Consider the following 25,076-nt stretch of genomic DNA (forward strand, 5'->3'; position numbering starts at 1 on the left):
ATACCGCCAGCTTCAAGAACACCCGGCGGTTTGACCAGAATGTCCTCCCTCTCCTTTTCGCATACCGTGACCGAGCGCTTCCTGCGCTACGTCACCATCGACACCCAGTCCGATCCGGCATCCCCCAGCTCGCCGTCGACCGAGAAGCAGAAGGATCTCGGCCGCGTGCTCGCTGCCGAGCTGAAGGCCATGGGCGTTGTGGACGCGCATCTCGACGATTACGGCTACGTCTACGGAACGATCCCGGCCAACACCGACAAGAAGGTGCCGGTGATCTGCTTCTGCTCGCACATGGACACCTCGCCCGACGTCACCGGCAAGGACGTCAAGCCGCAAATCGTGAAGAACTATCGCGGCGGCGACATCGTCCTGCCCGGCGACACCAGCCAGGTGATCCGCTTCAATGAGCACCCTGCGCTGAAGAACCAGATCGGCAACGACATCATCACCACCGACGGCACGACGCTATTAGGCGCCGACAACAAGGCCGGCGTCGCCGAGATCATGGATGCCGCGCATTTCTTCATCAACAATCCCGACGTGAAGCACGGCACCATCAAGATCCTGTTCACGCCGGACGAGGAGATCGGCCGCGGTGTCGATAATGTCGACCTGAACAAGCTTGGCGCCGATTTCGGTTACACCATGGACGGCGAGAGCGCCGGCTGCGTCGAGGACGAGACCTTCTCGGCCGACGGCGCCACCATCACCATCAACGGCGTCAGCGCCCATCCCGGCTACGCCAAGGGCAAGATGGAGCACGCGATCAAGATCGCCGCCGCCATCGTCGAGCGCCTGCCGAAGGAGGGCTGCTCGCCCGAGACCACCTCAGGCAAGCAGGGTTTTCTGCATCCGATCGGCATCGACGGCGCGCTCGAACAGGCGACGCTCTCCTTCATCGTCCGCGACTTCACCGAGGAGGGGCTAAAGGAGAAGGAGGCGCTGCTCGAGGGCATCGTCAAGGACGTCATGAAGGACTACCCGCGCTCGACCTACACGTTCGAGGTCAAGGAGCAGTACCGCAACATGAAGCAGGTGATCGATCGTCACCCGCACGTGCTCGAATACGCCATCGAGGCGATCCGCCGCGCCGGCCTGCGCCCGATGCGCACCGCGATCCGCGGCGGCACCGACGGCTCGCGCCTGTCCTTCATGGGCCTGCCCTGCCCCAACATCTTTGCCGGCGAGCACGCGTTCCATTCGCGGCTCGAATGGGTCAGCCGGCAGGACATGGAGAAGGCGGTGCAGACCATCGTGCATCTGGCGATGATCTGGGAAGAGAAGGCCTGACGCTTCCTGAAGAGTCGAATATGGCCGGGCTTGTGCCCGGCCATTTCCATTTGGTTGAGGGGCCTACGGCACCGGCATTGCGCGCGGGTTGCGGTGGAAGCGGTTGGCGCTCGCCATCCAGTTCGGCAACGGCTCTCCATCGCGATGGCGTCCGCCGGCAACCGCCGCGGCCCAGGCCACTGCGGCGCCGATCAGGGTCGCGGCTGCGACCGAGAACGCCACGATGATCGAGTTGCGCCGCGCGCGGTTGATCGCCGTCTTCGCGTCTGCGATCAGGGCGTCAACGCGCTTTTCGGCGTCGGGGGCCGCCAGTCCCGTGACCGCGGCGACCTGCTGCACGAGGTACGTCCGGTCATCGGCGGCGACGCCGCTGTGGCTGGACGACGTCATCAGGATACGTCCGGCTTCGGCGCGCGCTTCCCTTAGGTCGGTGTTCGGAGCGCGGCGCGGCGCGCGGAACAGCTTGTCGAGCTCATAGCTCAACAGGGGCTCGGCGGCCGAGGTGTTGCTCGCCGAGCTGCGCATCGGGGAACGGTCGATCGCGGCAGCGCCGAGAAGGGCCAGCAGCGCGGCGCCGGCCAGGACTGCCAGCGCCCAGGCGGTCAACCCGTGAAGCCCGTCCCGCCGCTCGCCGTCATCCTCGATCGTTGCGAGCGCGGGCTCGGACCGGGTGGTCCGGCCGGCGACGTAACCGCCAAATCCAAAACTGACGATCGCCTGGATGATCAGATAGAGCCCGGAGAGTAGCGCCAGCGCCGCCGACGCATCGCGCCAGCTCGGCGAGGCCGAACTGACACCGAGGCCGACCGCGACACCAAAACCGATCAGGATGAACGACATTGCACTCGCAGCAAGCGCGCCCGCGAACACCGAGCTCCACTGGATGGTTCGAGGCGCCTCAACTGCCAAGCCGCCTTCCATGACCTCTTCCCGCATCAGAGTCTCGACCGTCATCGCGGCGCTCTCAGCGCAGGCCGAAGAACGACAGGATCGCCATGATGACGACGATCAAGCCGATCAGATAAATCAGTCCGTCCATTGTCCGTCCTCCTCAGTTTCTTCTCTCGCTAATCGCGAGGTATGAGGAACGTTCCAAATTGGACAGATCGTATGGAACGAACTTGGAGGATGCGGGTTGTCTGTCCAAGTCCTAGGGATAGAGATTGTGAGCACATGAGGCCTCAGCCGGCTCGTCCGGCTGGGGCCTTTCCGCGTTGCGGCCGGCAGGTTTCCTCCTGTCGTATGTTAACGACGCCGGATCCGGGATCATCAATGATGCGATCGGGGCGGAACCTCCGGATCAGGAGAGGCGCGTGGACCGCAGAACGGCGTGCCTGCATCAGGCGAATGCATTCCGGGAGAAGGCCCTCGCCGATCCCGAGCACCACGACCAATGGATCGACGAAGCCATCAAATGGCTGGAACGGGCTATGGAAGCGAGCTGTCGGGCGGTCATCACCATGGAAGGTGACAATGGCAGCGACGCTCCGGCCCCCGCGTTCGAAACCATGACGCCGCATCGGCGCGTCATTATCCGCCAGTGAGAGGCGCTGGCAGCGCATGCACTGCTGCGGCAATTGTTCCAGGGACGTAACAATGTTGCGGGTCGACACTGTTCCCGCACCCATGCTAGGCCGGGCACAGACCGCAACCAGAGTGAACTCGTGCTCGCAAACCGTCAGCCCTCAGGATCCCGCCGCTCGCGTTTTCCGCGCGGGCTGCTGTCCGTGCTGATCGCGGCGGTCTATCTGCTCGCGGGCGCTCTGCACGGCGCGCACGACATCGACATCACCACGCCCCGCGGCAGTTCGGAGATCGCCGCGGTCCTCGATCGCGCCTCCGGCCATGGCGACCACAAGACCATCGGCGGACATCATTGCCACGGCTGCTTTTCGCTGACCGTGGCACAGCCGGCACCATCGACCGCGGCGATCGCGCTCGTGTCGGCACCGAGCCCGCAACAGGCCCCCCGCCTCGCCGGAATTGTGCCCGATACCGACTCTCCCCCTCCCAGACCTATTGCCTGAACGGATTGGTCGGGCGCGGCGCGCCCATTAGGTTCATCCTTCACAGGTCGATTTCATGTTTTGCAGGGGAATGGCCGCGCGCCTCGCGTGCGCGGCAGCGTGTCTGATTGCAGCATCGGCGCTTGCACCGGCTCACGCCCAGACTTTAACGATGCGAAGCGCGCTGTCGCGCGCGCTGGCGGCGAGCCCGCGCCTGACGGCAGCCGAGCGCGACGTCGGCATCGCCACGGGCCAGCGTATCCAGGCGGGCGCCCTGCTCAATCCGGAACTGTCCTACGAACAGGACGATTCATTCGGCTCCGGCAGATATCGCGGAACGCGCTCGGCGGAGACCACGCTCCAGATCAGCCAGGCCTTCGAGCTGTTCGGCAAGCGCGAGGCGCGGATTGCCGCAGGCGCAGCCGGCGTCGAGGTCGCCGCGATCCAGCGCAAGGCGATCAGGCTGGAGGTGCTGTCGGAGACCGCGATCGCCTTTCTCAGCGTGCTCGGCGCGCAGCGGCGCATCCAGATCCTCGACGAGCAGATCGCCGCGATCGACCGCCTGACGCCGCTTCTGCGCCGCCGTGTCGAGGCCGGTGCCTCCTCGCCGGCCGAGACCGGCCGCGCCGAGGTCGCCTCCGCCCTGGTGAAGGCGGACCGCGAGCGCTTCAAGGCGACGCTGGCGAGCGCCCGGCGCGAGCTTGCGGTGCTGATGGGCGATCCCGCCGCCAAATTCGGCGAGGTGTCCGGCCGGCTCGACACCACCGGGCGGCCGCCGGCGTTCCAGGCCGTGGTTGCCGCCATCGACGCCAATCCGCAGCTGGTGCGCTGGACCGCAGTCTACGCCCAGCGCAATGCCGAGCTGCTACTGGCGCGGCTCAGGCCCTATCCGGACGTGCGGATCGCGGCTGGCTGGCGCCACTTCAACGAAACGGGCGACGATGCGGCGCGGCTGACCGTCTCCGTGCCGATCCCCGTCTTCGACCAGAACCAGGGTAACATCCTCTCGGCCCAGGAAAGCCTCGCCAAGACCAAAGCCGAGCGCGAGGCCAACCGCAACGCGCTGATCGTGATCGCCGGCCGCGCCTATGACTCGCTGCAGGGATCGCTGCGCGAGCTCGCGGTGCTGCGCGAGACCGCAATTCCCAAGGCCGTCGAAGCGTCCGAGGCGATTTCGCAAGGCTATGGCCAGGGCCGCTTCACCCTGCTCGAAGTGCTCGACGCCCAGGCCAGCGTCACCCAGGCGCGGCTGCGCGAGCAGGAGGCGCTGCAGAATTTCCACGCCGGCGTGGCCATCATCGAAGGCCTTGTCGGCAATCCCTTTACGCTGGCCCGGGAGAGCGCGCGATGAAGACGTCCTCCACCATCCTTGTAGCCATCGTCGCCGCCGCGCTCGGCGCTTACGGCTATTCCCTGCTCGCAGCAGACAAGCTCGCGCACACCGAGCACGGCGAACACGCCGAGCATTCCGAACATAAGAAGCCGAACGACCATGTCGAGCAGGACGAGCACGGCGCCGACCGCATCCGCATCTCCGACGTCAAGCTGGCGGCCGCGGGCGTCACGCTGGCGGAAGCCGCCAGCGCCACGTTGACCGACACGCTCGCCTTCAACGGCATCCTGCGCGCCAACCAGGAAGCCGTGGTGCAGGTGACGCCGCGCTTTCCGGGCCTCGCCAAATCCATCCAGAAGCGGATCGGCGACAAGGTCGGCAAGGACGACCTGCTCGCCGCGATCGAGAGCAACCAGAGCCTCACCGTCTACGAGCTGAAGGCGCCGATTGCCGGCACCATCATCGAGCGGCAGATCTCGCTCGGCGAATACGCCTCCGAGCAGAAGCCGGCCTTCGTGGTCGCCGACCTCTCCACCATCTGGGTCGACCTGTCGATCTACCGGCAGGACCTCCGCCGCGTCCGCCTCAACGACGAGGTCCTGATCGATCCCGACGACGGCCGCGGCGAGATCAAGGGCACGATCTCCTACATCGCACCGATCGGCTCAAGCGAGACCCAGACCGCGCTGGCGCGCGTGGTGCTGCCAAATCCGGACGGACGGCTGCGGCCCGGCCTGTTCGTCACGGCGCGGCTGATCCTCGCGGCGCGCAATGTCGCGGTTGCCGTGCGCCGCAGCGCGATCCAGACGCTGGAGAACAAGACCATCGTGTTCGTGCGCGAGGACGGCGACAAGATCGAGGCGCGCCCGGTCGAAACAGGCGATTCCGATCCGCGCCATGTCGAGATCAAGGCCGGGCTTTCGGCCGGCGAGCATTACGTCGCGGAGAACAGCTTCGTCGTGAAGGCGGAGATGGGCAAGGGCGAGGCCGAGCATGATTGAGCGTCTCATCGCCGTCTCGCTGCAGCAGCGCTGGCTGGTCCTCGTCCTCGCGCTCGGCGCCGTCGCCTTTGGCGCCTGGAATTTCCAGCGCCTGCCGATCGACGCCGTGCCTGATATCACCAACGTCCAGGTCCAGATCAACACCCGCGCTCCCGGCTATTCGCCGCTCGAGACCGAGCAACGCATCACCTTCCCGGTCGAGACTGCGATGGGCGGCTTGCCAAAGCTCGACTACACCCGCTCGCTGTCGCGCTACGGCCTCAGCCAGGTCACGGTCGTCTTCAAGGACGGCACCGACATCTACTTCGCCCGGCAGCTCGTCGGCGAGCGCATCCAGCAGGTGAAAGACCAGCTGCCGGCGGGTGTCGAGGTCGCGATGAGTCCCATCTCGACCGGCCTCGGCGAAATCTTCATGTACACCCTCGAGGCCAAGGCGGGCGCGAAGACGCAGGGCGACCGCGACTATTCGCTGACCGACTTGCGCACCGTGCAGGACTGGATCATCCGACCGCAGCTTCGCAACGTGCCGGGCGTGATCGAAGTCAACACGATCGGCGGCTTCGAGCGGCAATTCCACGTGCTGCCGGATCCCGGCAAGCTGATGGCCTACCGGCTCGGCTTCCGCGACGTGATGACCGCGCTCGCCGCCAACAACGCCAATGTCGGGGCCGGCTATATCGAGCGCAACGGCGAGCAATATTTGGTTCGCTCGCCGGGCCAGGTCGGCACTGTCAGCGAAATCCAGGACATCGTCATCGGCTCGCGCGGCGGCAATCCGGTCAGGATCAGGGACGTCGCTGCTGTCACCGAGGGGCGCGATTTGCGCACGGGCGCTGCGACCTGGAACGGCGAGGAGACCGTGCTCGGCACCGCCATGCTGCTGATCGGCGAGAACAGCCGGACCGTGGCCCGCCGCGTCGCAGCCCGTCTGGAGGACATCGCCAAATCGCTGCCCGAGGGCGTCGTGACGCGGACCGTCTACGACCGCACCGATCTCGTCGAAGCCACCATCCGCACCGTCCGGAACAACCTGCTGGAAGGCGCGGCGCTGGTGGTCGCCGTGCTGTTCCTGATCCTCGGCAACTTCCGCGCCGCGCTGGTCACGGCCTGCGTCATTCCGCTGTCCATGGCGTTGACGATCACCGGCATGGTCGAGACCAAGGTGAGCGCCAACCTGATGAGCTTGGGGGCGATCGACTTCGGCATCATCGTCGACGGCGCCGTGATCATCGTCGAGAACTGCCTGCGCATGCTGGCGGTGGCTCAGCGCGAGAAAGGCGGGCTGCTGACGACGCCCGAACGGCTGCGCGCGATCCTGCGCGGGTCAAGTGAGGTCATCAAGCCGAGCCTGTTCGGAACGCTGATCATCGCCGTGGTCTATTTGCCCGTGCTGACGCTGACCGGCGTCGAGGGCAAGATGTTCACGCCGATGGCGCTGACGGTGCTGATGGCGCTGGGCGCGGCCGTGCTGTTCTCCATCACCTTCGTGCCGGCGGCCGTCGCCATCTTCGTCACCGGCAAGGTGTCCGAGCACGAAAACCTATTCATGCGCGCGGCGAAGCGCGCCTATCTCCCCCTGCTCCGCTTTGCCATCGATAACCGGCTCGCCGTCGCCCTGTCCGCCGCGCTCATCGTGACCGCGAGCGGCATCGCCGCCTCGCGCATGGGCGGCGAGTTCATTCCGAGTCTCGACGAAGGGGACGTCGCGCTGGCCTCGATCCGGATTCCAGGTACCAGCCTCACGCAGTCGCTGGACCTGCAGAAGGCGCTGGAAAAGCGCATCATGCAGATTCCGGAGGTGAAGGAGTTCTTCACCCGCATCGGCACCGCGGAGATCGCCACCGACCCGATGTCGCCGGCGCAGACCGATGGCTATGTCATGCTGAAGCCGCGTGCCGAATGGCCCGATCCGGGCAAGTCGAAATCGGAGGTGGTCGAGGCCATCGAGCATGCTGCAGACGAGATTCCCGGCAGCGCATACGAAATCTCCCAGCCGATCCAGTTCCGCGTCAACGAGCTGATCTCGGGCGTCCGCACCGATGTCGGCGTCAAGATCTTCGGCGACGACCTCGACATCCTGCAAGGCGCCGCCAAGCAGGTGGAGGCCGCGATCCGCGGCATCCGCGGCGCCAGCGACGTCAAGATCGAGCAGGTCTCGGGCTTGCCGATCCTCACCGTGCGCCTCGATCGCCAGGCGCTTGCCCGCTACGGCCTCAGCGTCGCCGAGGTGCAGGGCATCGTCGAGATCGCGGTCGGCGGCAAGTCGGCCGGCAAGCTGTTCGAAGGCGATCGCCGCTTCGACATCGTGGTGCGCCTGCCGGAGCACCTGCGCGGCAATCTCGAGGCGATCCGGGCGATCCCGATCCCGCTGCCGCCCGCCGAGGACGCGGCAACCGGCAGCGCCGTTCGAACGGCGCTGGCCAACTCGCCCCTCACCCAGATGCGCTACGTGCCGCTGTCATCGGTCGCCACCGTGGATGCGACGCCGGGGCCGAACCAGATCAGCCGCGAGAACGGCAAGCGGCGCATCGTCGTCACGGCCAATGTCCGTGCGCGCGACCTCGGCTCTTTCGTCGCGGAGGCCGAGGCGGCCGTTGCCGAGAAAGTCAAGCTGCCGCCGGGTTACTGGATCGGCTGGGGCGGCCAGTTCGAGCAGCTGGTCTCGGCCACCAAGCGGTTGACGATCGTGGTTCCGGTGGCGCTGCTCTTGGTGTTCCTGCTGCTGTTCATGGGCATGGGATCGGCGGCGGATGCGGCGCTGGTGTTCTCCGGCGTGCCGCTGGCGCTGACCGGCGGCGTCGCGGCGCTGCTGCTGCGCGACATTCCGCTATCCATCAGCGCCGGCGTCGGCTTCATCGCGCTATCCGGCGTTGCCGTTCTCAATGGCCTCGTCATCATCGCCTTCATCGAGCGTCTGCGCAGCGAGGGACGCTCGGTCGCGGACGCCGTGCGCGAAGGCGCGCTGACACGGCTGCGCCCGGTGTTGATGACGGCGCTCGTCGCCTCGCTCGGCTTCGTGCCGATGGCGCTCGCCACCGGCGCCGGGGCCGAGGTGCAGCGGCCGCTCGCAACCGTGGTGATCGGCGGCATTCTCTCCTCGACCGTCCTGACGCTGCTGGTGCTGCCGGCGCTCTACGTGCTGTTCCGCCGTGACGTGGCGAAGGAAACGCCTACAATGGCCCCTGATTTGGCGGCGTCTGCGGAGCGCTAGATTTGGGCAGCCACGACCACCACGGTCATCACGACCATGATCATGCGGGCCACTCGCATGCGCATGGCCATACACACGATCATGGTCATGGACACGGCCATGTCCACGCGCCCGCCAGTTTCGGCAAGGCGTTCGCGCTCGGCATTACGCTCAACACCGCGCTCGTCGTGGCCGAGGCGGTTTACGGCTATGTCGGCAACTCCACCGCGCTGCTCGCCGATGCCGGCCATAATTTGTCGGACGTGCTCGGCCTCGTCATCGCCTGGGGCGCCTCGATCGCAGCCCGCCGCGCGCCCAAAGGCCGCTTCACCTACGGCTTTCGCGCCTCCACCATCCTGGCGGCGCTGGCCAATGCGGTGTTCCTGCTGGTCGCGACCGGCGCGATCGGCTGGGAGGCGATCCTGCGCCTGCGCGAGCCGGAGCCGGTCGCAGGCGTCACCGTGATGGTGGTCGCCGGCATCGGCATCCTCATCAATGGTTTTACCGCCCTGCTGTTCGCTGGCGGACGCAAGGACGACATCAACATCGAAGGCGCGTATCTGCACATGGCCGCCGACGCCGCGGTCTCGCTCGGCGTCGTGGTCTCGGCCGCGCTGATCATCTGGACCGGCTGGCTCTGGCTCGATCCCATCACCAGCCTCATCATCTGCGCCACCATCCTCTGGAGCACGACCAGCCTCTTGCGCGGCTCCATCGACATGTCGATGGCGGCCGCGCCCAAGGGTACCGACCTCGCCGCAATCAGGGCGTTCCTGCTGGCGCGACCGGGCGTCTCGGCGATTCACGATCTCCACGTCTGGCCAATCTCGACCACCGAGACGGCGCTGACCTGCCACCTCGTTATGCCCGCAGGCAGCGACGACGCATTCCTGATGCAGACGACGGAGCTCCTCAAGACATCCTTCCGCATCGGCCACACCACGCTCCAGGTCGAGACGCATCCCGACAACGGCTGCGCGCTCGCGCCGGATGATGTGGTGTGAGGCGACTCTGCCTCCGCATCGTCATTGCGAGGAGCCGTTGCGACGAAGCAATCTAGATTGTCTCCGCGGAGGGATTCTGGATTGCTTCGCTTCGCTCGCAATGACGGTGGAGAGCGCTGCGCCCTAGCCCGCCTTCGCCGTCACGATCCAGATCGCGCCCTGGAGCGCCACGCTCTGCTCCTTCAGGAACGGCGCGAGCGCCTCGCGGATCGAAGCCTTGGCAGCTTCATAAGTCTCGGGCGGATGGCCCTGGAGTGCGCGGCTGGCGGGACCGATCTGGAGAGAGCCGTCGACGGCGGCCTCGAGCCCGCCGCCGATAGCAATGTCCATCGACAGATTGTGCGGCTCCATCGCGACGTCCGCGAATCCTGCGCCTTTCAGGATGCGCATGACGCGCTCTTCCGAAGCAAAGGCGAACGGGCCCGGCTCCTCCGGCCCAACCGGCGGCATCTTGGGCACGTGCTTGTAGACCGCCATCAGCGGCGTCATCGCCCACGGATTTTCCTTCGGCTCCCGCCAGCAGGCGAAGGCGAGCCGGCCGGCCGGCTTCAGCGCGCGACGCAGATTGGCGAAGGACGCGATGGGATCGGCGAAGAACATCACGCCGAAGCGTGAAGCGAGCAGATCGAAGCTCGCCGGTTCGAACGGATAAACGGTCGCATCCGCCAGCACGAAGTCGAGCGGCAGGCCCTTCGGCGCGAGCGCCCGCGCCTGCGCCAGCATCGGCTCGGAGACGTCGAGGCCAAGCGCGAAGCCATCGGGCGCCACCGCCTTTGCGAAGGCCAACGTCGTCGCGCCGGAGCCGCAGCCGACATCCAGAACGCGCTGGCCCGGCTTCGGCTTGGCGCGGTCGATCAACACGTCGGCAATAGGGCCGAGCAGCTTCTCCTGCGCCGCGTGGCGATCGGCCCAGCGCTGCCCGCTCGGCCCGTTCCAATAGGCGATCTGGTCGGCGTTCTCTGCGTGCCCGGCGGGTCGTTCCATTCAAGGCTCCATCATCTATTCTTGCTCTATCATAGAAGCCTGTTCGGTCGAAAAGCGGGCGCCCTAACGTCAGGCACGTGTGAGAGCGCCTTGGAGGTCGCGCGACGGATTGCCGCGTCGGCGCGTACCGGCCCGTCCGGGCCGCGTCCGATCAGAGACTGACTTTCGGAAAGCTGTCGATGTCCGCAGCCCTGGACTGCACGCGTCGAACCGTCAGAACCCTCTGCTAGCAAAGAGGTTCTGCTGGACGCCATCCGGTCCCTTCGAAGGGCCAAGGCTCGCACCCTCTGCTCCCACGAGACCGACACCAGAAACGCGGTGTCGCGAAAAGCCCGGCTCGCGGCTGGATATGCACAGGCGAGCCGCACACTTTCCGCGATTGTAGCCTTCCTGCAACAGCATTCTGAATCAAACTTCGTATGTTTGTCCGAGGAGTCGATTGTGGCTTGGCGAGGGGTCGCTTGGCCGCGGTCTGGTGGGATGGGAATGTTTGGAATGAAGCAGGTTGCGCCCGCCCTCGTGGCATTGGTGACGTTTTCCGGATCAGCATTGGCAGCCGACCTTCCGCGCAAATACGCCAAGCCACCGGCTGTCGCCGCAGCTTTCGTCAACTGGACCGGCTGCTATGTCGCGGGCGGCGGCGGCTACGGCATGTGGAATCAGGAAAATTCGACTTTTGTCGACGGTCCGCTCCGCTTTCAGAATGCCGATACGATCACCACCGGTGGCCGCGGGTACTTCGGGACGGTACAGGCGGGATGCGACTATCAGTTTGCGGCGGCCAGCGAGCGCTTCGTGATCGGCGCCTTCGGTGATTATGATTTCGCCAGTCTAACCGGGCGGCTCACTCCCTCCGGCTTCTCGATGGTTGGCGACGAGAAAATGAGCTCGGCCTGGGCGGTCGGCGGCCGTCTCGGCTGGCTGGCGACGCCTAGCCTGCTGACCTATGTCTCGGCGGGTTACACCGAAGCGACTTTCGACCGCACGAACTTCAATCTGAACTTTCCGCCCTTCGGAGTTGCGGCCGGCCTCTATCAGGACAAGCGAACCTACGATGGCTGGTTCATCGGCTCCGGCGCCGAATATGCGCTGGGCTTCCTGCCGGGTCTCTTCTGGAAAACGGAATACCGCTTCTCCGACTTCAATGTCGGCACAAATCCGATCCGGGATACGGCGAGCGGATTGCCGATCGGCTTTTCCGAGGATTCGAAGAAGTACGTCCACACTGTCCGCAGCGAGTTGGTCTACCGCTTCAATTCGAGCGGCCCCGCCGCCGATGTGACGTCCCCTGCCTATCTGAAGGCGCCTCCGGCCCCCACGCCGCTCACGAATTGGACCGGCTGCCACGTCGGCGGCGGCGGAGGCTATGGGCTCTGGAATCAGGACAGCACGACCTACATCGATGGTCCCACCAGAACCCGCTTCAGCGATACAGCAACGACCGGAGGCCGCGGCTTCTTCGGGACTGTGCAGGGCGGCTGCGACTACCAGTTTGCGGCAGCGGGCGCGGCCTTCGTCGTCGGCGCATTCGGCGACTACGATATCGGCAGCCTCAAGGGCCAGCTCAGCCCGCCTCGCTTCGGGATCGTGGGCGAAGAGAAGATGAGCTCGGCCTGGGCGGGCGGCGGCCGGCTCGGCTGGCTGGCGACCCCGAGCCTCCTAACCTATTTCTCAGTCGGCTATACCGAAGCCAGCTTTGACCGTACCGATTTCACCCTCAACGCTGCGCCGTTCGGAAGACCAAGCGGCGTGTTCATGGACAAGCGTACCTACAGGGGCTGGTTCATCGGCGCCGGCGAAGAACACGCGCTGAAGATCGTGCCGGGCTTGTTCTGGAAGACCGAATATCGGTTCTCTGAATTCGACACCGCAACGAACGCCGTCCGCGACACGGCAACGGGTCTGTCCGTTGGAGCGTCGATCGATTCCGAGAAATGGGTTCACGCCGTTCGCAGCCAGCTGGTCTATCGCTTCAACTGGGGCGGAGGCCCCGTCGTGGCGAAGTACTGATCACCCCACTGCTGGTCGTCGCTAAGGCAAAGCTCCGGTTCGTCCGGGGCTTTTGCTTTCTGCATTCGGTCAATATGAAAGTCTGGAACAGAGTTGCGCTTTGGGCTCCGGACCCGACGCAAGCGTCTCATCCGCGCGCATTGCGGCCGCATTGTTTCACCGAACGGCCACATCGGAATCAGATGCCAACCAGATTTCCGCGCTAGGTTCGCGCTTCCTCAAACTGGAAAAGGCATGACCATGCGCAGCTTCACGGCATCCGTCCTCGTTGCAGCTCTCTCGCTGGGAACACCTGCCCTGGTGCAGGCACAGGGCGCATCGTCGCAATCCGACACGGAGCAATCGTCCACGCAATCCAGCACTGTGATCCGGAGCATACAGGTTGTAGACGTCAAGGAACTGCAGCCGGCCGTGCGCGCGAAGGTCGATGAACTCGTGGCGCATACGAGCGAGACGGACATCCAGTCGCTTCGGCAGTCCATCGACGCCACACCGCAGGCCGCCTCCGTGCTCAAGGCCAAGGGCTTGAGCTCGGCACAAGTCGTCGCGATCAACATCGTCGACGGTGTCCTGACGATGTTCACCAAGACAGCCTGACACCCGCAGCATGATCGCTGGCTCCTCGGCCTTACGTCGAGATCGCGCTGCGAGAAAGATTGCCCTGCAGCGGACCTGCTGCAGGGTTGGCCGTGTCCGGCATGAAAGCTCTCACCGGGCCGGCAATTGCAGCCGGGTCGGGCGCGCTCGGCCCTTGCTTCGGCCCCCGCCGGGGCGCTAAAGAGGCGCCATTGGGCGGTTAGCTCAGCTGGTTAGAGCATCTCGTTTACACCGAGAGGGTCCGCGGTTCGAATCCGTGACCGCCCACCAGCCTTCGCTCGCTTCGCGAGCTACGGCTCGGCAAGCCAGCACAGCAAGGTCGTAAGCGCGAAGCGATCGAAGGTTGCCGCGCCGAAGCCCAACGGCGAAGGCGGGCTCGGCCAGCCAACTTCAATCCCTGGGCCGCCCGGGCAGCAGCGGCACGGCGTCGATCCACACCGCTGCCGATTGGCACCAGATCTGCCTCACCGGCCGCAGCGCATCCCGCTGGCGGATCGAGCCCCAACGGATGCCCCAATCGTCGGCCTGGTCGCCCTCGCCGCTGGTGAACAGCGGGGAACCGCAATCGGCACAGAAATGCTGAAAGCGCATCCGGCCGTTGTCGCCGCGCTTGCCGTAGATTTTGGGCGAGCCACGGGTCAGGCGGACATCGGCCTTGGTGCAGATGGCCGTCACGCGGAACGGCGAGCCGGTCAGCGTCTGGCAATCGGTGCAGTGACAGACCGAGACTGCCTCCGGATCGACCTCGGCCTCGAACGCGACCTTCCCGCAATGGCATTGCCCATCGACGTGCATTGCCTCCTCCCCTTCCCCAAACAAAAACGGCGCCCGAAGGCGCCGTTTTATCATCATTTTCGAGCTGCGATCTCAGTGAGCGGTCAGGCCGCCGGCGGCTTCATCGCCGTCCGGCTTCACCGTCACCTTGGTGTCCTCTTCCCAGACGATCGGCGTAGGCTTCTTCACCAGCGCCTTGGCGACGACGTCATCGAGGCGCGAGACCGGGATGATCTCCATGCCGCCCTTGATCGCATCGGAAATCTCCGTGAGATCCTTGGCGTTGTCCTCGGGGATCAGCACCGTCTTGATGCCGCCGCGGGCCGCAGCCAGCAGCTTCTCCTTGAGGCCGCCGATCGGCAGCACGCGGCCGCGCAGCGTGATCTCGCCGGTCATCGCGACATCATGGCGGACCGGGATGCCGGTCATGACCGAGATGATCGCGGTGGCCATCGCAACACCTGCGGACGGGCCATCCTTCGGCGTCGCCCCTTCCGGCACGTGCACGTGGATGTCGCGCTTGTCGAACAGCGGCGGCTCGACGCCGTAGTTGATCGCGCGCGAGCGGACGTAGGACGCCGCCGCGGAGATCGACTCCTTCATGACGTCGCGCAGATTGCCCGTGACCGTCATCTTGCCCTTGCCGGGCATCATGACGCCTTCGATCGTCAGCAGCTCGCCGCCGACATCGGTCCAGGCAAGGCCGGTGACGATACCGACCTGCGGCTCGCTCTCGATCTCGCCGAAGCGGTACTTCGGCACGCCGAGCAACTCTTCCAGAGTCTTCTCGGTGACCTTGACCGACTTCTTCTTGGAGATCATCAGCTCCTTCACCGCCTTGCGGGCCAGTGTAGAGAGCTCACGCTCCAGGTTACGCACGCCCGCTTCGCGGGTGTAGCGGCGGATCAGAAGCAGCAGCGCCTCGTCGTCGATCGAGAACTCCTTGGAGTCCAGGCCATGCTTGGACACCGCGTTCGGGATCAGGTGCTTGCGCGAGATCTCGACCTTCTCGTTCTCGGTGTAGCCCGCGATCCGGATGATCTCCATGCGGTCCATCAGGGGCCCCGGAATATTGAGCGTATTCGCGGTGGTGATGAACATCACGTTGGACAGATCGTAGTCGACCTCGAGATAGTGGTCGTTGAAGGTCCCGTTCTGCTCGGGGTCGAGTACCTCGAGCAGCGCCGAGGACGGATCGCCGCGGAAATCGGCGCCCATCTTGTCGATCTCGTCCAAGAGGAACAGCGGATTGGACGACTTCGCCTTGCGCATCGACTGGATGATCTTGCCGGGCATCGAGCCGATATAGGTGCGGCGGTGACCGCGGATCTCGGCCTCGTCGCGCACGCCGCCGAGCGAGACGCGCACGAACTCGCGCCCCGTCGCCTTCGCGATCGACTTGCCGAGCGAGGTCTTGCCGACGCCGGGAGGCCCGACCAGGCACAGGATCGGCCCCGTCAGCTTGTTGGCGCGCGACTGCACCGCGAGGTACTCGACGATACGCTCCTTGACCTTCTCCAGCCCATAGTGATCGGAGTCCAGGATGGCTTGCGCCTGCTCCAGGTCCTTCTTCACCTTAGACTTCTTGTTCCACGGGATCGACAGTAGCCAATCCAGATAGTTGCGCACGACGGTCGCTTCCGCGGACATCGGCGACATCTGGCGCAGCTTCTTCAATTCATGCTGCGCCTTCTCGCGCGCTTCCTTGGAGAGCTTGGTCTTCGAGATCTTCTCTTCGAGATCGGCGAGCTCGTCGCGACCGTCGTCGTCGCCGAGTTCCTTCTGGATCGCCTTCATCTGCTCGTTGAGATAGTACTCGCGCTGGGTCTTCTCCATTTGTCGTTTGACACGAGAACGGATGCGCTTCTCGACCTGCAGCACCGAGATCTCGCTCTCCATCAGACCCAGCACCTTCTCCAGGCGCGTGGTGACCGACAGCGTCTCCAGTATGCCCTGGCGATCTGCGATCTTGACCGCGAGATGCGAGGCGACCGTATCGGCGAGCTTGGCGAAATCGGTGATCGCCTGCACGACGCCGACGACCTCGGCCGAGATCTTCTTGTTGAGCTTCACATAGCTCTCGAAGTCGGACACGACCGAGCGCGCCAACGCTTCCGCCTCGACCGATTTCGCGTCGGTGTCCGCAAGCGCGACGGCGGTCGCCTCATAATAGTCGGCGCGGTCGGTGTACTTCGCCACGCGCGCACGCTCGAGCCCTTCGACCAGCACCTTCACGGTGCCATCGGGAAGCTTCAGGAGCTGCAGCACGCTGGCAAGCGTACCGGTCTCGTAAATCGCATCGGGCGCCGGATCATCGTCGGACGCGTTCTTCTGCGTCGCGAGCATGATCAGCGCGTCGTTCTTCATCACCTCTTCGAGTGCGCGGATCGACTTCTCGCGACCGACGAAGAGCGGAACGATCATGTGCGGGAAGACGACGATGTCGCGCAGCGGCAGCACGGGATAGGCGTGTGCTTCGCCATGAACGATTGTTGGCCGGGGTTTTGGATTGGTCATGGCCTTTTCCTTTTGCTTTGCCCCCTTGCACGCAGCCCGCGATCATGCGCAACCGCCACAAGGTGCCGAGGTGATCCGCAGAACCGGTCGGTCCTCTACAAGTTGGACCGGCTCGCCGGAACGGAACTGAGGCGAATCTTGAAGAGAATTTTCGCTCGCCGCCGACATTAGGTGGCTATCGACCCGGGGGGTGTCAAGTCATTGAAAAACGCGCGCCATCAGGCGCTTACGCAACGCGGCAAGCGACGCAACACCGGCTGCGGAACCACGGCTCCGCAGCCAACTCGAGGAGACGATTGGAGCTTTCCAGCGCCGTCAGATCAGGCGCTGGCGTTCTCGACGGCACGATCGGACCGATCGGCATAGATGTAGAGCGGACGCGCCGTGCCTTCCACGACTTCGCGGGAAATCACGACTTCTTCCACACCTTCCAGGCCCGGCAGGTCGAACATGGTCTCGAGCAGGATCGCCTCGAGGATCGAACGCAGGCCTCGCGCGCCGGTCTTGCGCTCGATCGCCTTGCGGGCGACCGCGCCAAGCGCCTCGTCGGCGAAGGTCAGCTCGATGTTCTCCATCTCGAACAGCCGCTGGTACTGTTTCACCAGCGCGTTCTTCGGCTCCGTCAGGATCTTCTTCAGCGAGGTCTCGTCGAGATCCTCGAGCGTCGCCACGACCGGCAGACGACCGACGAACTCGGGGATGAGGCCGTACTTCAGGAGGTCCTCAGGCTCGACGTGACGGAAGATCTCGCCGGTCCGGCGATCCTCCGGCGCGAGCACCTGGGCGCCGAAGCCGATCGAGGTCGACCGACCGCGCGCCGAGATGATCTTCTCGAGGCCGGCAAAGGCGCCGCCGCAGATGAACAGGATGTTGGTGGTATCCACCTGCAGGAACTCCTGCTGCGGATGCTTGCGGCCGCCCTGCGGCGGGACCGAAGCCACCGTGCCTTCCATGATCTTGAGCAGCGCCTGCTGCACGCCCTCACCCGACACGTCGCGCGTGATCGAGGGGTTGTCGGACTTGCGGCTGATCTTGTCGATTTCGTCGATGTAGACGATGCCGCGCTGGGCGCGCTCGACGTTGTAGTCGGCGGCCTGGAGCAGCTTCAGGATGATGTTCTCGACGTCCTCGCCGACATAGCCGGCTTCGGTCAGCGTCGTCGCATCGGCCATCGTGAACGGCACGTCCAGGATGCGGGCGAGCGTCTGCGCGAGCAGCGTCTTGCCCGAGCCGGTCGGACCGATCAGCAGGATGTTCGACTTCGCGAGCTCGACGTCGTTGTGCTTGGTCTGATGGTTGAGGCGCTTGTAGTGGTTGTGCACCGCGACCGACAGGACCTTCTTCGCATGGCTCTGGCCGATGACGTAATCGTCCAGCACCTTGCAGATTTCCTTCGGCGTCGGAATACCGTCGCGCGACTTGACCAGCGAGGATTTGTTCTCCTCGCGGATGATGTCCATGCAGAGCTCGACGCACTCGTCGCAGATGAAGACCGTGGGACCCGCGATCAGTTTGCGGACTTCGTGCTGGCTCTTGCCGCAGAACGAGCAATATAGCGTGTTCTTGGAGTCGCTCGTGCCGACCTTACTCATTCATATCTCCGTCCGCGGTTCGATCCCGTTCCGCTCGATCGCTCCATTCCGACACGATGGTCGGCATGAAGCTTAAGTAGAGCAAATTCCGTACCAAAAAAGATCCTACGCTTTACTACATTCCGTGCGAATCACGGTGGCTCGATTCTCCCGCGATCATAGCCGATCAATCGTAGCCAACCATGCTGTCACCCGACTATCAAGAATTCGCTAATCGGGGGTCGCCGGCTACCCGTGACAATACCGTGATTTCCGGTCTTGGCACGGGCGAAGTGATGGAAAACACCCCGGCGTTGCTGGATTGCCACGAAAAACAAGCACGAAAGCGGAACTTTCTGCTTGTCGCAGGGCGCAAAACCGCGTTTTGCGCCGTGCGCACGCGCACCTAACGTGAACGCTGCCCTGAGGGGTCCACGGCAAACCGAGGGCTCGTCGTGACGCTTCAGTAGTGCTACGGGGCCTTCGCCGGCGCCGGCTCCTCGGCGCGCTTATCGATCACCTTGTCGACCAAGCCGAACTCCTTGGCGTCGTTCGCAGTGAGGAACTTATCGCGTTCCAGCGCATCCTCGATCGACTTGTAGGTCTGGCCGGTGTGCTTGACGTAGATCTCGTTGAGCCGCTTCTTCAGGTTCAGGATCTCCTGGGCGTGCAGCATGATGTCGGTTGCCTGGCCCTGGAAGCCGCCGGAGGGCTGGTGCACCATGATGCGCGCGTTCGGCAGCGAGAAGCGCATGTCCTTCTCGCCGGCGCAAAGCAGCAGCGAGCCCATCGAAGCCGCCTGACCGGTGCACAGGGTCGAGACCGGCGGGCGGATGAACTGCATGGTGTCGTAGATCGCAAGGCCCGACGTCACCACGCCGCCCGGCGAGTTGATGTACATCGAGATTTCCTTCTTCGGATTTTCCGCCTCGAGGAACAAGAGCTGCGCGACGATCAGCGTCGACATGCCGTCCTCGACCGGGCCGGTCACGAAGATGATGCGCTCCTTCAAGAGGCGCGAGAAAATGTCGTAGGCGCGCTCGCCACGGTTGGTCTGCTCGACCACCATGGGCACGAGGTTCATGTAGGTTTCAACCGGATCGCGCATGAGTCACCTAGGGTTTCGGAGACGGACATCGCCGGGCAGGCTTGCCAGCTTGGCTGGATTTGCCGGAAGGCGAATGGACGTCCTGTGATGCAGGAACTTGGGTAAGAAGTAGAAAGGCGTAGCGACAGATATAGCCCATTTCGCTTCTGACAAGTGCGCAGCGCATTAAGGCTTAATCCGTGACGGCAGTTGAAGCTGATTCGCACAAAGAGGCCCAGCCGGCCACCTGGCTAGCTGGGCCTCTTCGCTCATCATCCTTAATAGCGGGCTATCCCAAACCCTTCAGGCCGCGGTCTTTTCCGCGTCGTCGTCCTTGTAGAGGTCCTCGCGCGAAACCTTCTTCTCGGTCACGTTGGCGAGCTCGAGGATGAAGTCGACCACCTTGTCCTCGTAGATCGGCGCACGAAGCTGGGCCAACGCCTGGGCATTGTTGCGGTAGAAGTCCCAGACCTCCTTTTCGCGGCCGGGCATCGAGCGCGCGCGCTCGATCACGGCGCGGCCGACCTCGTCATCGGTCACGGTGATCTTGTTCTTCTCGCCGATCTCGGAGAGCACCAGGCCAAGCCGCACGCGGCGATCGGCGATCTTGCGATACTCCTCCTTCGCCTTGTCCTCGGTGGTGTCCTCGTCGGCAAAGGTCTTGCCGGCGGAGTCCATCTCGGCCTTGACCGAGTTCCACATCAGATTGAACTCCTCGTCCACCAGCGAGGGCGGCGCCTCGAAGCGATGCGCCTCGTCGAGGCGGTCGAGCAGCGCGCGCTTGACGCGCTGGCGCGTGGCGGTGGCGAACTCGGCAACGAGGCGCTCGCGCGCGGCCTCTTTGAGCTTGTCCAGCGATTCCAGGCCGAGCGACTTGGCGAACTCGTCGTCGATCGCAAGGTCCTGCGGCGCCTCGATCAGGGTCGCGGTGGTCTCGAACTCCGCCGGCTGGCCGGCGAGCTTGTCGTTCATGTAGTTCTTCGGGAACGACACCTTCAGCGTGCGCGTCTCACCCGCGCCGATGCCGATGAGCTGCTCCTCGAAGCCCGGAATGAAGGTGTTGGAGCCGATCAGGACCTGGATGCCCTCGCCGGTGCCGCCTTCGAAGATTTCGCCGTTGATGCGGCCCGTGAAGTTGATGGTAACGCGGTCGCCCGACTCAGCCTTGGTGCCCTCGCCCTTGGCGGCATAGGTGCGGTTGGAATCGGCGATGCGCTTGATCGCCTCGTCGACATCGGCGTCGGTGACATCAGCAACTGGCTTCTCGACCTGGAAGCTCTTGAAGTCGGCGAGCGCGATCGCCGGCACTACTTCGATGGCGACCGTGTAGGTCAAATCCGTCTTGCCGCTCAGCAGTTCCTCGACCTCGGCCTGTTCGCTCGGCATGGTGATTTTCGGCTCGGTCGCAAGGCGAAAGCCGCGCTCGGAGAACAGCTGCGTGTTGGTGTCGCGGATGGTCTGGTCGATGGTCTCGGCCATGACCGAGCGACCATAGACCTTCTTCAGGTGCGCGACCGGCACCTTGCCCGGACGGAAGCCGTTGATACGGACCTTGTCCTTGAGGTCGACGAGCTTGGCGCCGGCCTTGGCGTCGAGATCAGACGCGGGAACGCTGATCTTGAACTCGTGCTTCAAACCTTCCGAGAGGGTTTCTGTGACCTGCATGGCGTCCAATCTTCTTTTCGTTCGGCCCCGGCACGTCGCGCGTCGGGACGCTGTCGTTAATCGATCCGGCGCGAGGCAAACGCCTCCACGCCGGTGGTTCATCGGACCCGCTCCAGGCGGATGATCATCCGCGCGGAAGCAGGCCTCGTAATCCGTGCAAACGCGATAAGCGCTTGGTGCGGGCGGAGGGACTCGAACCCCCACAACTTTCGTCACTGGAACCTAAATCCAGCGCGTCTACCAGTTCCGCCACGCCCGCGTGAATTCGCATCAAGACCGGCCGCGATGCCGCGGGCGGCCGGGCTTATAGCATGTGCCTGACTGTTCGCAGCAAAAAAATGGCCTGATGGAGGCAAGCTTCAAGTAGGCACTGCGGCTGGACTTATCCAGCACGGCGTGGTCCGGATCGTGCCATGACAACGCGGATCCATGCTCCCCATCGGCGCGAGGTTTTGGCCGGCTTAGGGGCCTCGGCAGCCGGGCTGATCGTGGGCGGTGCAGGCCCATCCGTCACGGCCCAGCTCGCGCTGCAGGCGAGACCGGCAACGCTGGCTTTGAGACCGGGTCAGCCGGCTACACCAATCTGGGAGCTGGCCACCGTAAGCCACCTCAGAGACGTGCGTCTCAAGCGTTTCGACCGCTGCCAGGTGGTCTTCAGCAACAACCTCCCTGTGCCGATTGCGCCAGTCTGGTACAGCCTCCACGCGCCGATGGCCGCCGACCCGCTCCGCGGCCGCGCCCCGGCAGCGCCGGATGCGACAGAAACATCAATTATTTCAGTGCCTAATGCAGGCACCCTGCTGGCCGACTTCCGCCTCTTCGAGCACCGCCTGCAGCAGCCCGCACGCGCGCTTCCGATCATCGTGGCCGAAACCGGCCCGGTCGCCGTCGATCGTGATGAGCTCCTGCTGATCCAGGAATGGCGCCTGCGGCCGGATGGCACCGCGGTCCCGCCGGGCCAGGACCCGAAGGACACGACGCCGCTTTACACAATCAACGGCAAGACTTCATTCGAACTCTCAGCTTCGGCGGGCGAGCGGCTGCGGCTACGCTTCATCAACGGCTCGCAACGCTCTGTTCTCGCAATCAAATTGGAAAACCACGAAGTCCGTGTGATGGCCCTCGACGGCCAGCCGGCCGAGCCGTTCCCCGCGCGCAACGGCGCGTTGGTGCTGGCCCCGGGTGCGCGGGCCGACGCTTTCGTGGATGCGGCCAGTTCGGCCCCGTTTATGCTGCATGACGGCAAGGCGGTGCGCCAGGTCGGACACCTGACTGTCTCCGGGAAGCTGGAGCGCGCTCCGCTGCCGCCGCCGCAGCCGCTCCCGCCGAATGATCTGCCCGAGAAGCTCGATCTACGAGCCGCCCTGCGGTTCGATGTCGCGCTCGGTACGGCCGATGCCGGCTGGGCACGGCCCGCGACCTTCTCCACCGCCTCCGCCCCTGCCTTCCGCGCCAAGACCGGCCGCACCGTGGTGCTGGCGCTGCAGAACCCCGCCCCGGTCACCACCGTGTTTCACCTGCACGGCCACCATTTCCGGCTGCTCGACAAGCTCGACGACGGCTGGAAGCCCTATTGGCTCGACACGCTCGCGATCGAGCCTGGCCAGACCCAGCGCATCGCGTTCGCCGCGACCTCGCCCGGACGCTGGCTGATCGAATCCGTCGTGACCGACTGGGCCGCGCCGCGGCTGGTGCGCTGGTACGGGGTGGAGTGAACGTTCAGTATTCGATGCCCAGCGCGTCATAGATCCGCCGGTGCACGGCCGGCAGCGTCTCGGTCAGATCCTCCGCGATCAGACCCGGCCCAGCTTCGCTTCCCGCCTCGCCGTGCATCCAGACGCCGATGCTGGCGGCCTCGAACGCCGGCACGCCTTGCGCCAGGAGCCCGGCGATTATCCCGGACAGCACGTCGCCGGCGCCGGCCGTGGCGAGCCAGGGTGGCGCATTGGCGGCGATGGTGGCGCGGCCGTCGGGGGCGGCGATTGTGGTGTCCGGGCCCTTCAGCAGCACGACGGCGCCGCAGCGCTCGGCGGCGGCGCGGACGCGCTCGAGCTTGGAGCGGCCGGGATGCTTGTTGCTGAGGTCGGAGAACAGGCGCGGAAACTCGCCTTCGTGCGGGGTCAGCACCACCGCATTGTCCTGCGAGGACTTGATCGATTCGAACAGGCGCTCGGGGGTTGCGGCAAAGCTGGTCAGCGCATCCGCATCGAGCACCAGATGCCGCTGCGCGGTAAGCGCGGTGTGGACGAGATCGCAGGTGCGCTCACCGATGCCCGCACCGGGGCCGATGATGCAGGTGTTGTAGCGTTTGTCGCCGAGCAGCTCGCCGAACTCGACCGCGGTATCGACGGGGCGCACCATCACCGCGGTGAGCGCGGCAGCATTGATCGCGAGCGCATCGCGCGGGCTCGCCAGCGTCACGAGGCCCGCGCCGGCGCGCAGCGCGCCGCGCGCGGCGAGCCGTGCCGCGCCGGTCGCGGCTGCATCGCCCGAGACCGCGAGCACGTGACCGCGCGCAAATTTGTGGCCATCGATGCGCGGCACCGGAAAGGCCGCGCCCCAGAGATCCGGATCGTTCTCGAAGGTCTGCGGCGCGATCTCCTCCAGCACCTGCGCATCGATGCCGATGTCGGCAACGCGCACGCGGCCGCAATGCATGCGCCCGGGCAACAGCAGATGCGCCGGCTTCTTGCGGAAGAAGGTGACGCTCTCGGTGGCGTTCACCGCCACGCCCATCACGGCCGCGCTGGTGCCGTTGATGCCGCTCGGCAGGTCGACCGCCAGCACCGGGGCACCGTTGGCGTTGATCGCCTCGATCATGGCGCGCGCTTCGCCATCCACGGTGCGGCTGAGGCCGGCGCCGAACAGCGCATCGATGATCAGCGCAGGCCTGCCGATCGCCTGCGGGTTGAACGGCAGCACCGGGTGCTTCCAGCCGCGCGCGGCCGAGGCGGCATCGCCCTGGAGCTGGTCCCGCTCGCACATCAGGATCACCGAGACCTCGCGCCCCTGCGCGGCGAGCTCGGCCGCGGCCACGAAACCGTCCCCGCCATTGTTGCCGGGGCCGGCGACGATCAGGATCGGCCCCTCCTCCACCAGCGCATGGGCGGCCTCGGCGACCGCCTGGCCGGCGCTGAGCATCAGCTTGAAACCGGGCGTGCCGGCCGCGATGGCAAGCTGGTCGGCTCGCTGCATTTCGGCGTTGGTCAGAACTTCCATGCCACTTCCTAGTACAAACGCCTCTTGAACAGGCATCTTTTGCGCCGATCCGGCGGTGGGAACGTCGAAATGCACATATATTGAACCGTTTGCCTATTTTGCGGTCTTCGGTATTTTGTGCAGGTCGGCACCATCACTCAGAGATGCTCGTTAAAAGGCTGATAACGCTCCGATAATCAGGGCATTTGCAACTTGGCATAGACCCTGCTTTCGAGGAAGCCGCTTCGGTTCGTCGTGCTCACTGACATCTTGAAGGGCGTGGCCGGCCGTTGTTGCCGGACGGGTCAGGGATCCCGGCACAGAGAAGACAAGATCGTGCGTTGAGAAATGCGCGTCCTGACGAAGACGTTGCTATTGGATCGAAAGGCCGGGAGTCGCGCAGTGAAGAAAATCGAAGCCATCATCAAGCCATTCAAGCTCGACGAGGTGAAGGAAGCGCTTCAAGAAGTCGGTCTGCAGGGCATCACCGTCACCGAGGCCAAGGGCTTTGGCCGGCAGAAGGGTCACGCCGAACTTTACCGCGGCGCAGAATACATCGTCGACTTCCTGCCGAAGGTCAAAATCGAGATCGTGATCGGCGACGATCTGGTCGAGCGGGCCATCGACGCGATCCGCCGCGCCGCGCAGACCGGCCGCATCGGCGACGGCAAGATTTTCGTCTCCAACATCGAAGAGGCGATCCGCATCCGAACCGGCGAATCCGGGCTGGACGCTATCTGAACCGGGTGCTATCCCGCATTTTGCGACACTCTGACAAGAAATAAGGCTGCTTCGGCGGCCTGATTTCGTTTGTGCGGTCGCGCGCGAACTCGCCAAAAGCGAGAACAA

The 25,076-nt window shown here is 64.9% G+C and carries 20 protein-coding genes and 2 tRNA genes; 13 read left to right on the forward strand and 9 right to left on the reverse strand.

What is annotated here, in order from left to right; genetic code table 11:
* Positions 1-39 precede the first annotated feature (39 nt).
* Positions 40-1,290, forward strand: a complete 1,251-nt coding sequence (pepT, locus tag I6F16_RS21525) for a peptidase T (RefSeq protein ID WP_036025351.1) — start codon at positions 40-42, stop codon at positions 1,288-1,290.
* A 63-nt stretch (positions 1,291-1,353) separates the two neighbouring features.
* On the opposite strand, the gene I6F16_RS21530 is transcribed toward pepT, so the two are convergent.
* Entirely contained in the window at positions 1,354-2,244 is an 891-nt protein-coding gene (locus I6F16_RS21530) for a hypothetical protein (RefSeq protein WP_036010217.1), read from the reverse strand.
* 359 nt (positions 2,245-2,603) lie between these two features.
* Between I6F16_RS21530 and I6F16_RS21535 the strand changes: the two genes are divergently transcribed.
* From I6F16_RS21535 to I6F16_RS21560, 6 genes are all read left to right on the forward strand, one after another.
* Complete coding sequence (locus tag I6F16_RS21535) at positions 2,604-2,834, forward strand: hypothetical protein (protein WP_225113095.1); 231 nt, start codon at positions 2,604-2,606, stop codon at positions 2,832-2,834.
* A 120-nt stretch (positions 2,835-2,954) separates the two neighbouring features.
* Positions 2,955-3,317 carry a hypothetical protein gene (locus I6F16_RS21540; protein ID WP_225113094.1) on the forward strand — a complete coding sequence of 121 codons (363 nt, stop codon included), beginning with the start codon at positions 2,955-2,957 and terminating at the stop codon, positions 3,315-3,317.
* Positions 3,318-3,372: 55 nt separating this feature from the next.
* A complete protein-coding gene (gene ihpA / locus I6F16_RS21545; protein WP_036010223.1) occupies positions 3,373-4,647 on the forward strand; it encodes a divalent metal ion exporter subunit IhpA in 1,275 nt (424 codons plus the stop codon).
* Positions 4,644-5,630 (forward strand): divalent metal ion exporter adaptor subunit IhpB, encoded by a 987-nt coding sequence (gene ihpB, locus I6F16_RS21550; RefSeq protein WP_036010224.1) that lies wholly within the window; start codon positions 4,644-4,646, stop codon positions 5,628-5,630. The genes ihpA and ihpB overlap by 4 nt, the downstream gene beginning before the upstream one ends.
* On the forward strand, positions 5,623-8,841 hold the full coding sequence (locus tag I6F16_RS21555) for a CusA/CzcA family heavy metal efflux RND transporter (protein WP_036010226.1): 3,219 nt from the start codon (positions 5,623-5,625) through the stop codon (positions 8,839-8,841). Before ihpB ends, I6F16_RS21555 begins: the two co-directional genes overlap by 8 nt.
* Positions 8,842-8,843: 2 nt before the next feature.
* Positions 8,844-9,824 carry a cation diffusion facilitator family transporter gene (locus tag I6F16_RS21560; protein ID WP_036010229.1) on the forward strand — a complete coding sequence of 327 codons (981 nt, stop codon included), beginning with the start codon at positions 8,844-8,846 and terminating at the stop codon, positions 9,822-9,824.
* Between the two features lie 123 nt (positions 9,825-9,947).
* Here I6F16_RS21560 and I6F16_RS21565 read toward each other — a convergent pair whose 3' ends face one another.
* Positions 9,948-10,808, reverse strand: coding sequence for a methyltransferase domain-containing protein (locus tag I6F16_RS21565; protein ID WP_225113093.1), 861 nt, complete (start codon positions 10,806-10,808; stop codon positions 9,948-9,950).
* Between the two features lie 495 nt (positions 10,809-11,303).
* On the opposite strand from I6F16_RS21565, the gene I6F16_RS21570 reads away from it, so the two are divergent.
* The 3 genes from I6F16_RS21570 (at position 11,304) to I6F16_RS21580 (ending at position 13,685) form a co-directional block, all read left to right on the forward strand.
* Positions 11,304-12,818 carry an autotransporter domain-containing protein gene (locus tag I6F16_RS21570; RefSeq protein WP_225173983.1) on the forward strand — a complete coding sequence of 505 codons (1,515 nt, stop codon included), beginning with the start codon at positions 11,304-11,306 and terminating at the stop codon, positions 12,816-12,818.
* 234 nt (positions 12,819-13,052) lie between these two features.
* Complete coding sequence (locus I6F16_RS21575) at positions 13,053-13,415, forward strand: hypothetical protein (RefSeq protein WP_051057016.1); 363 nt, start codon at positions 13,053-13,055, stop codon at positions 13,413-13,415.
* Between the two features lie 193 nt (positions 13,416-13,608).
* A tRNA-Val gene (locus tag I6F16_RS21580) sits at positions 13,609-13,685 on the forward strand.
* A 120-nt stretch (positions 13,686-13,805) separates the two neighbouring features.
* Here the strand turns inward: I6F16_RS21580 and I6F16_RS21585 are convergent.
* The 3 genes from I6F16_RS21585 to clpX all read right to left on the reverse strand — a co-directional run bounded on the left by I6F16_RS21585 (position 13,806) and on the right by clpX (position 18,298).
* The gene (locus I6F16_RS21585) at positions 13,806-14,210 is read right to left on the reverse strand and encodes a GFA family protein (RefSeq protein WP_036010277.1); all 405 of its coding nucleotides are present in this window, start codon (positions 14,208-14,210) and stop codon (positions 13,806-13,808) included.
* Positions 14,211-14,282: 72 nt separating this feature from the next.
* Complete coding sequence (gene lon, locus I6F16_RS21590; protein WP_036010279.1) at positions 14,283-16,706, reverse strand: endopeptidase La; 2,424 nt, start codon at positions 16,704-16,706, stop codon at positions 14,283-14,285.
* 320 nt (positions 16,707-17,026) lie between these two features.
* Complete coding sequence (clpX, locus tag I6F16_RS21595) at positions 17,027-18,298, reverse strand: ATP-dependent Clp protease ATP-binding subunit ClpX (protein ID WP_008547851.1); 1,272 nt, start codon at positions 18,296-18,298, stop codon at positions 17,027-17,029.
* Between the two features lie 182 nt (positions 18,299-18,480).
* Between clpX and I6F16_RS21600 the strand changes: the two genes are divergently transcribed.
* The gene (locus I6F16_RS21600; RefSeq protein WP_141697650.1) at positions 18,481-18,687 is read left to right on the forward strand and encodes a hypothetical protein; all 207 of its coding nucleotides are present in this window, start codon (positions 18,481-18,483) and stop codon (positions 18,685-18,687) included.
* A 62-nt stretch (positions 18,688-18,749) separates the two neighbouring features.
* Here I6F16_RS21600 and I6F16_RS21605 read toward each other — a convergent pair whose 3' ends face one another.
* From I6F16_RS21605 to I6F16_RS21615, 3 genes are all read right to left on the reverse strand, one after another.
* Positions 18,750-19,385, reverse strand: a complete 636-nt coding sequence (locus I6F16_RS21605) for an ATP-dependent Clp protease proteolytic subunit (RefSeq protein WP_025036638.1) — start codon at positions 19,383-19,385, stop codon at positions 18,750-18,752.
* Positions 19,386-19,667: 282 nt separating this feature from the next.
* Complete coding sequence (tig, locus tag I6F16_RS21610; protein ID WP_225113091.1) at positions 19,668-21,029, reverse strand: trigger factor; 1,362 nt, start codon at positions 21,027-21,029, stop codon at positions 19,668-19,670.
* Positions 21,030-21,203: 174 nt separating this feature from the next.
* Positions 21,204-21,288 (reverse strand) — tRNA-Leu (locus I6F16_RS21615).
* Positions 21,289-21,442: 154 nt separating this feature from the next.
* Here I6F16_RS21615 and I6F16_RS21620 point away from each other — a divergent pair.
* The gene (locus tag I6F16_RS21620) at positions 21,443-22,744 is read left to right on the forward strand and encodes a multicopper oxidase domain-containing protein (RefSeq protein ID WP_225173984.1); all 1,302 of its coding nucleotides are present in this window, start codon (positions 21,443-21,445) and stop codon (positions 22,742-22,744) included.
* A 4-nt stretch (positions 22,745-22,748) separates the two neighbouring features.
* On the opposite strand, the gene I6F16_RS21625 is transcribed toward I6F16_RS21620, so the two are convergent.
* Positions 22,749-24,248: an NAD(P)H-hydrate dehydratase gene (locus I6F16_RS21625; protein WP_225113089.1), complete on the reverse strand. Its 1,500-nt coding sequence runs from the start codon at positions 24,246-24,248 to the stop codon at positions 22,749-22,751.
* A gap of 381 nt (positions 24,249-24,629) precedes the next feature.
* Between I6F16_RS21625 and I6F16_RS21630 the strand changes: the two genes are divergently transcribed.
* A complete protein-coding gene (locus I6F16_RS21630) occupies positions 24,630-24,968 on the forward strand; it encodes a P-II family nitrogen regulator (RefSeq protein ID WP_007603495.1) in 339 nt (112 codons plus the stop codon).
* The last annotated feature ends 108 nt before the right edge of the window (positions 24,969-25,076 follow it).

The sequence above is a fragment of the Bradyrhizobium sp. IC4060 genome (genome assembly GCF_020193715.1).
In the GTDB taxonomy this organism is placed as follows: Bacteria; Pseudomonadota; Alphaproteobacteria; order Rhizobiales; family Xanthobacteraceae; genus Bradyrhizobium; species Bradyrhizobium yuanmingense.

Coding starts and splice junctions, on each gene's coding strand:
- pepT (WP_036025351.1), top strand. CDS start 40: ATGTCCTCCCTCTCCTTTTCGCATACCGTGACCGAGCGCTTCCTGCGC.
- I6F16_RS21530 (WP_036010217.1), bottom strand. CDS start 2,244: ATGACGGTCGAGACTCTGATGCGGGAAGAGGTCATGGAAGGCGGCTTG.
- ihpA (WP_036010223.1), top strand. CDS start 3,373: ATGTTTTGCAGGGGAATGGCCGCGCGCCTCGCGTGCGCGGCAGCGTGT.
- ihpB (WP_036010224.1), top strand. CDS start 4,644: ATGAAGACGTCCTCCACCATCCTTGTAGCCATCGTCGCCGCCGCGCTC.
- I6F16_RS21555 (WP_036010226.1), top strand. CDS start 5,623: ATGATTGAGCGTCTCATCGCCGTCTCGCTGCAGCAGCGCTGGCTGGTC.
- I6F16_RS21565 (WP_225113093.1), bottom strand. CDS start 10,808: ATGGAACGACCCGCCGGGCACGCAGAGAACGCCGACCAGATCGCCTAT.
- I6F16_RS21570 (WP_225173983.1), top strand. CDS start 11,304: ATGAAGCAGGTTGCGCCCGCCCTCGTGGCATTGGTGACGTTTTCCGGA.
- I6F16_RS21575 (WP_051057016.1), top strand. CDS start 13,053: ATGACCATGCGCAGCTTCACGGCATCCGTCCTCGTTGCAGCTCTCTCG.
- I6F16_RS21585 (WP_036010277.1), bottom strand. CDS start 14,210: ATGCACGTCGATGGGCAATGCCATTGCGGGAAGGTCGCGTTCGAGGCC.
- lon (WP_036010279.1), bottom strand. CDS start 16,706: ATGACCAATCCAAAACCCCGGCCAACAATCGTTCATGGCGAAGCACAC.
- clpX (WP_008547851.1), bottom strand. CDS start 18,298: ATGAGTAAGGTCGGCACGAGCGACTCCAAGAACACGCTATATTGCTCG.
- I6F16_RS21600 (WP_141697650.1), top strand. CDS start 18,481: ATGCTGTCACCCGACTATCAAGAATTCGCTAATCGGGGGTCGCCGGCT.
- I6F16_RS21605 (WP_025036638.1), bottom strand. CDS start 19,385: ATGCGCGATCCGGTTGAAACCTACATGAACCTCGTGCCCATGGTGGTC.
- tig (WP_225113091.1), bottom strand. CDS start 21,029: ATGCAGGTCACAGAAACCCTCTCGGAAGGTTTGAAGCACGAGTTCAAG.
- I6F16_RS21620 (WP_225173984.1), top strand. CDS start 21,443: ATGACAACGCGGATCCATGCTCCCCATCGGCGCGAGGTTTTGGCCGGC.
- I6F16_RS21625 (WP_225113089.1), bottom strand. CDS start 24,248: ATGGAAGTTCTGACCAACGCCGAAATGCAGCGAGCCGACCAGCTTGCC.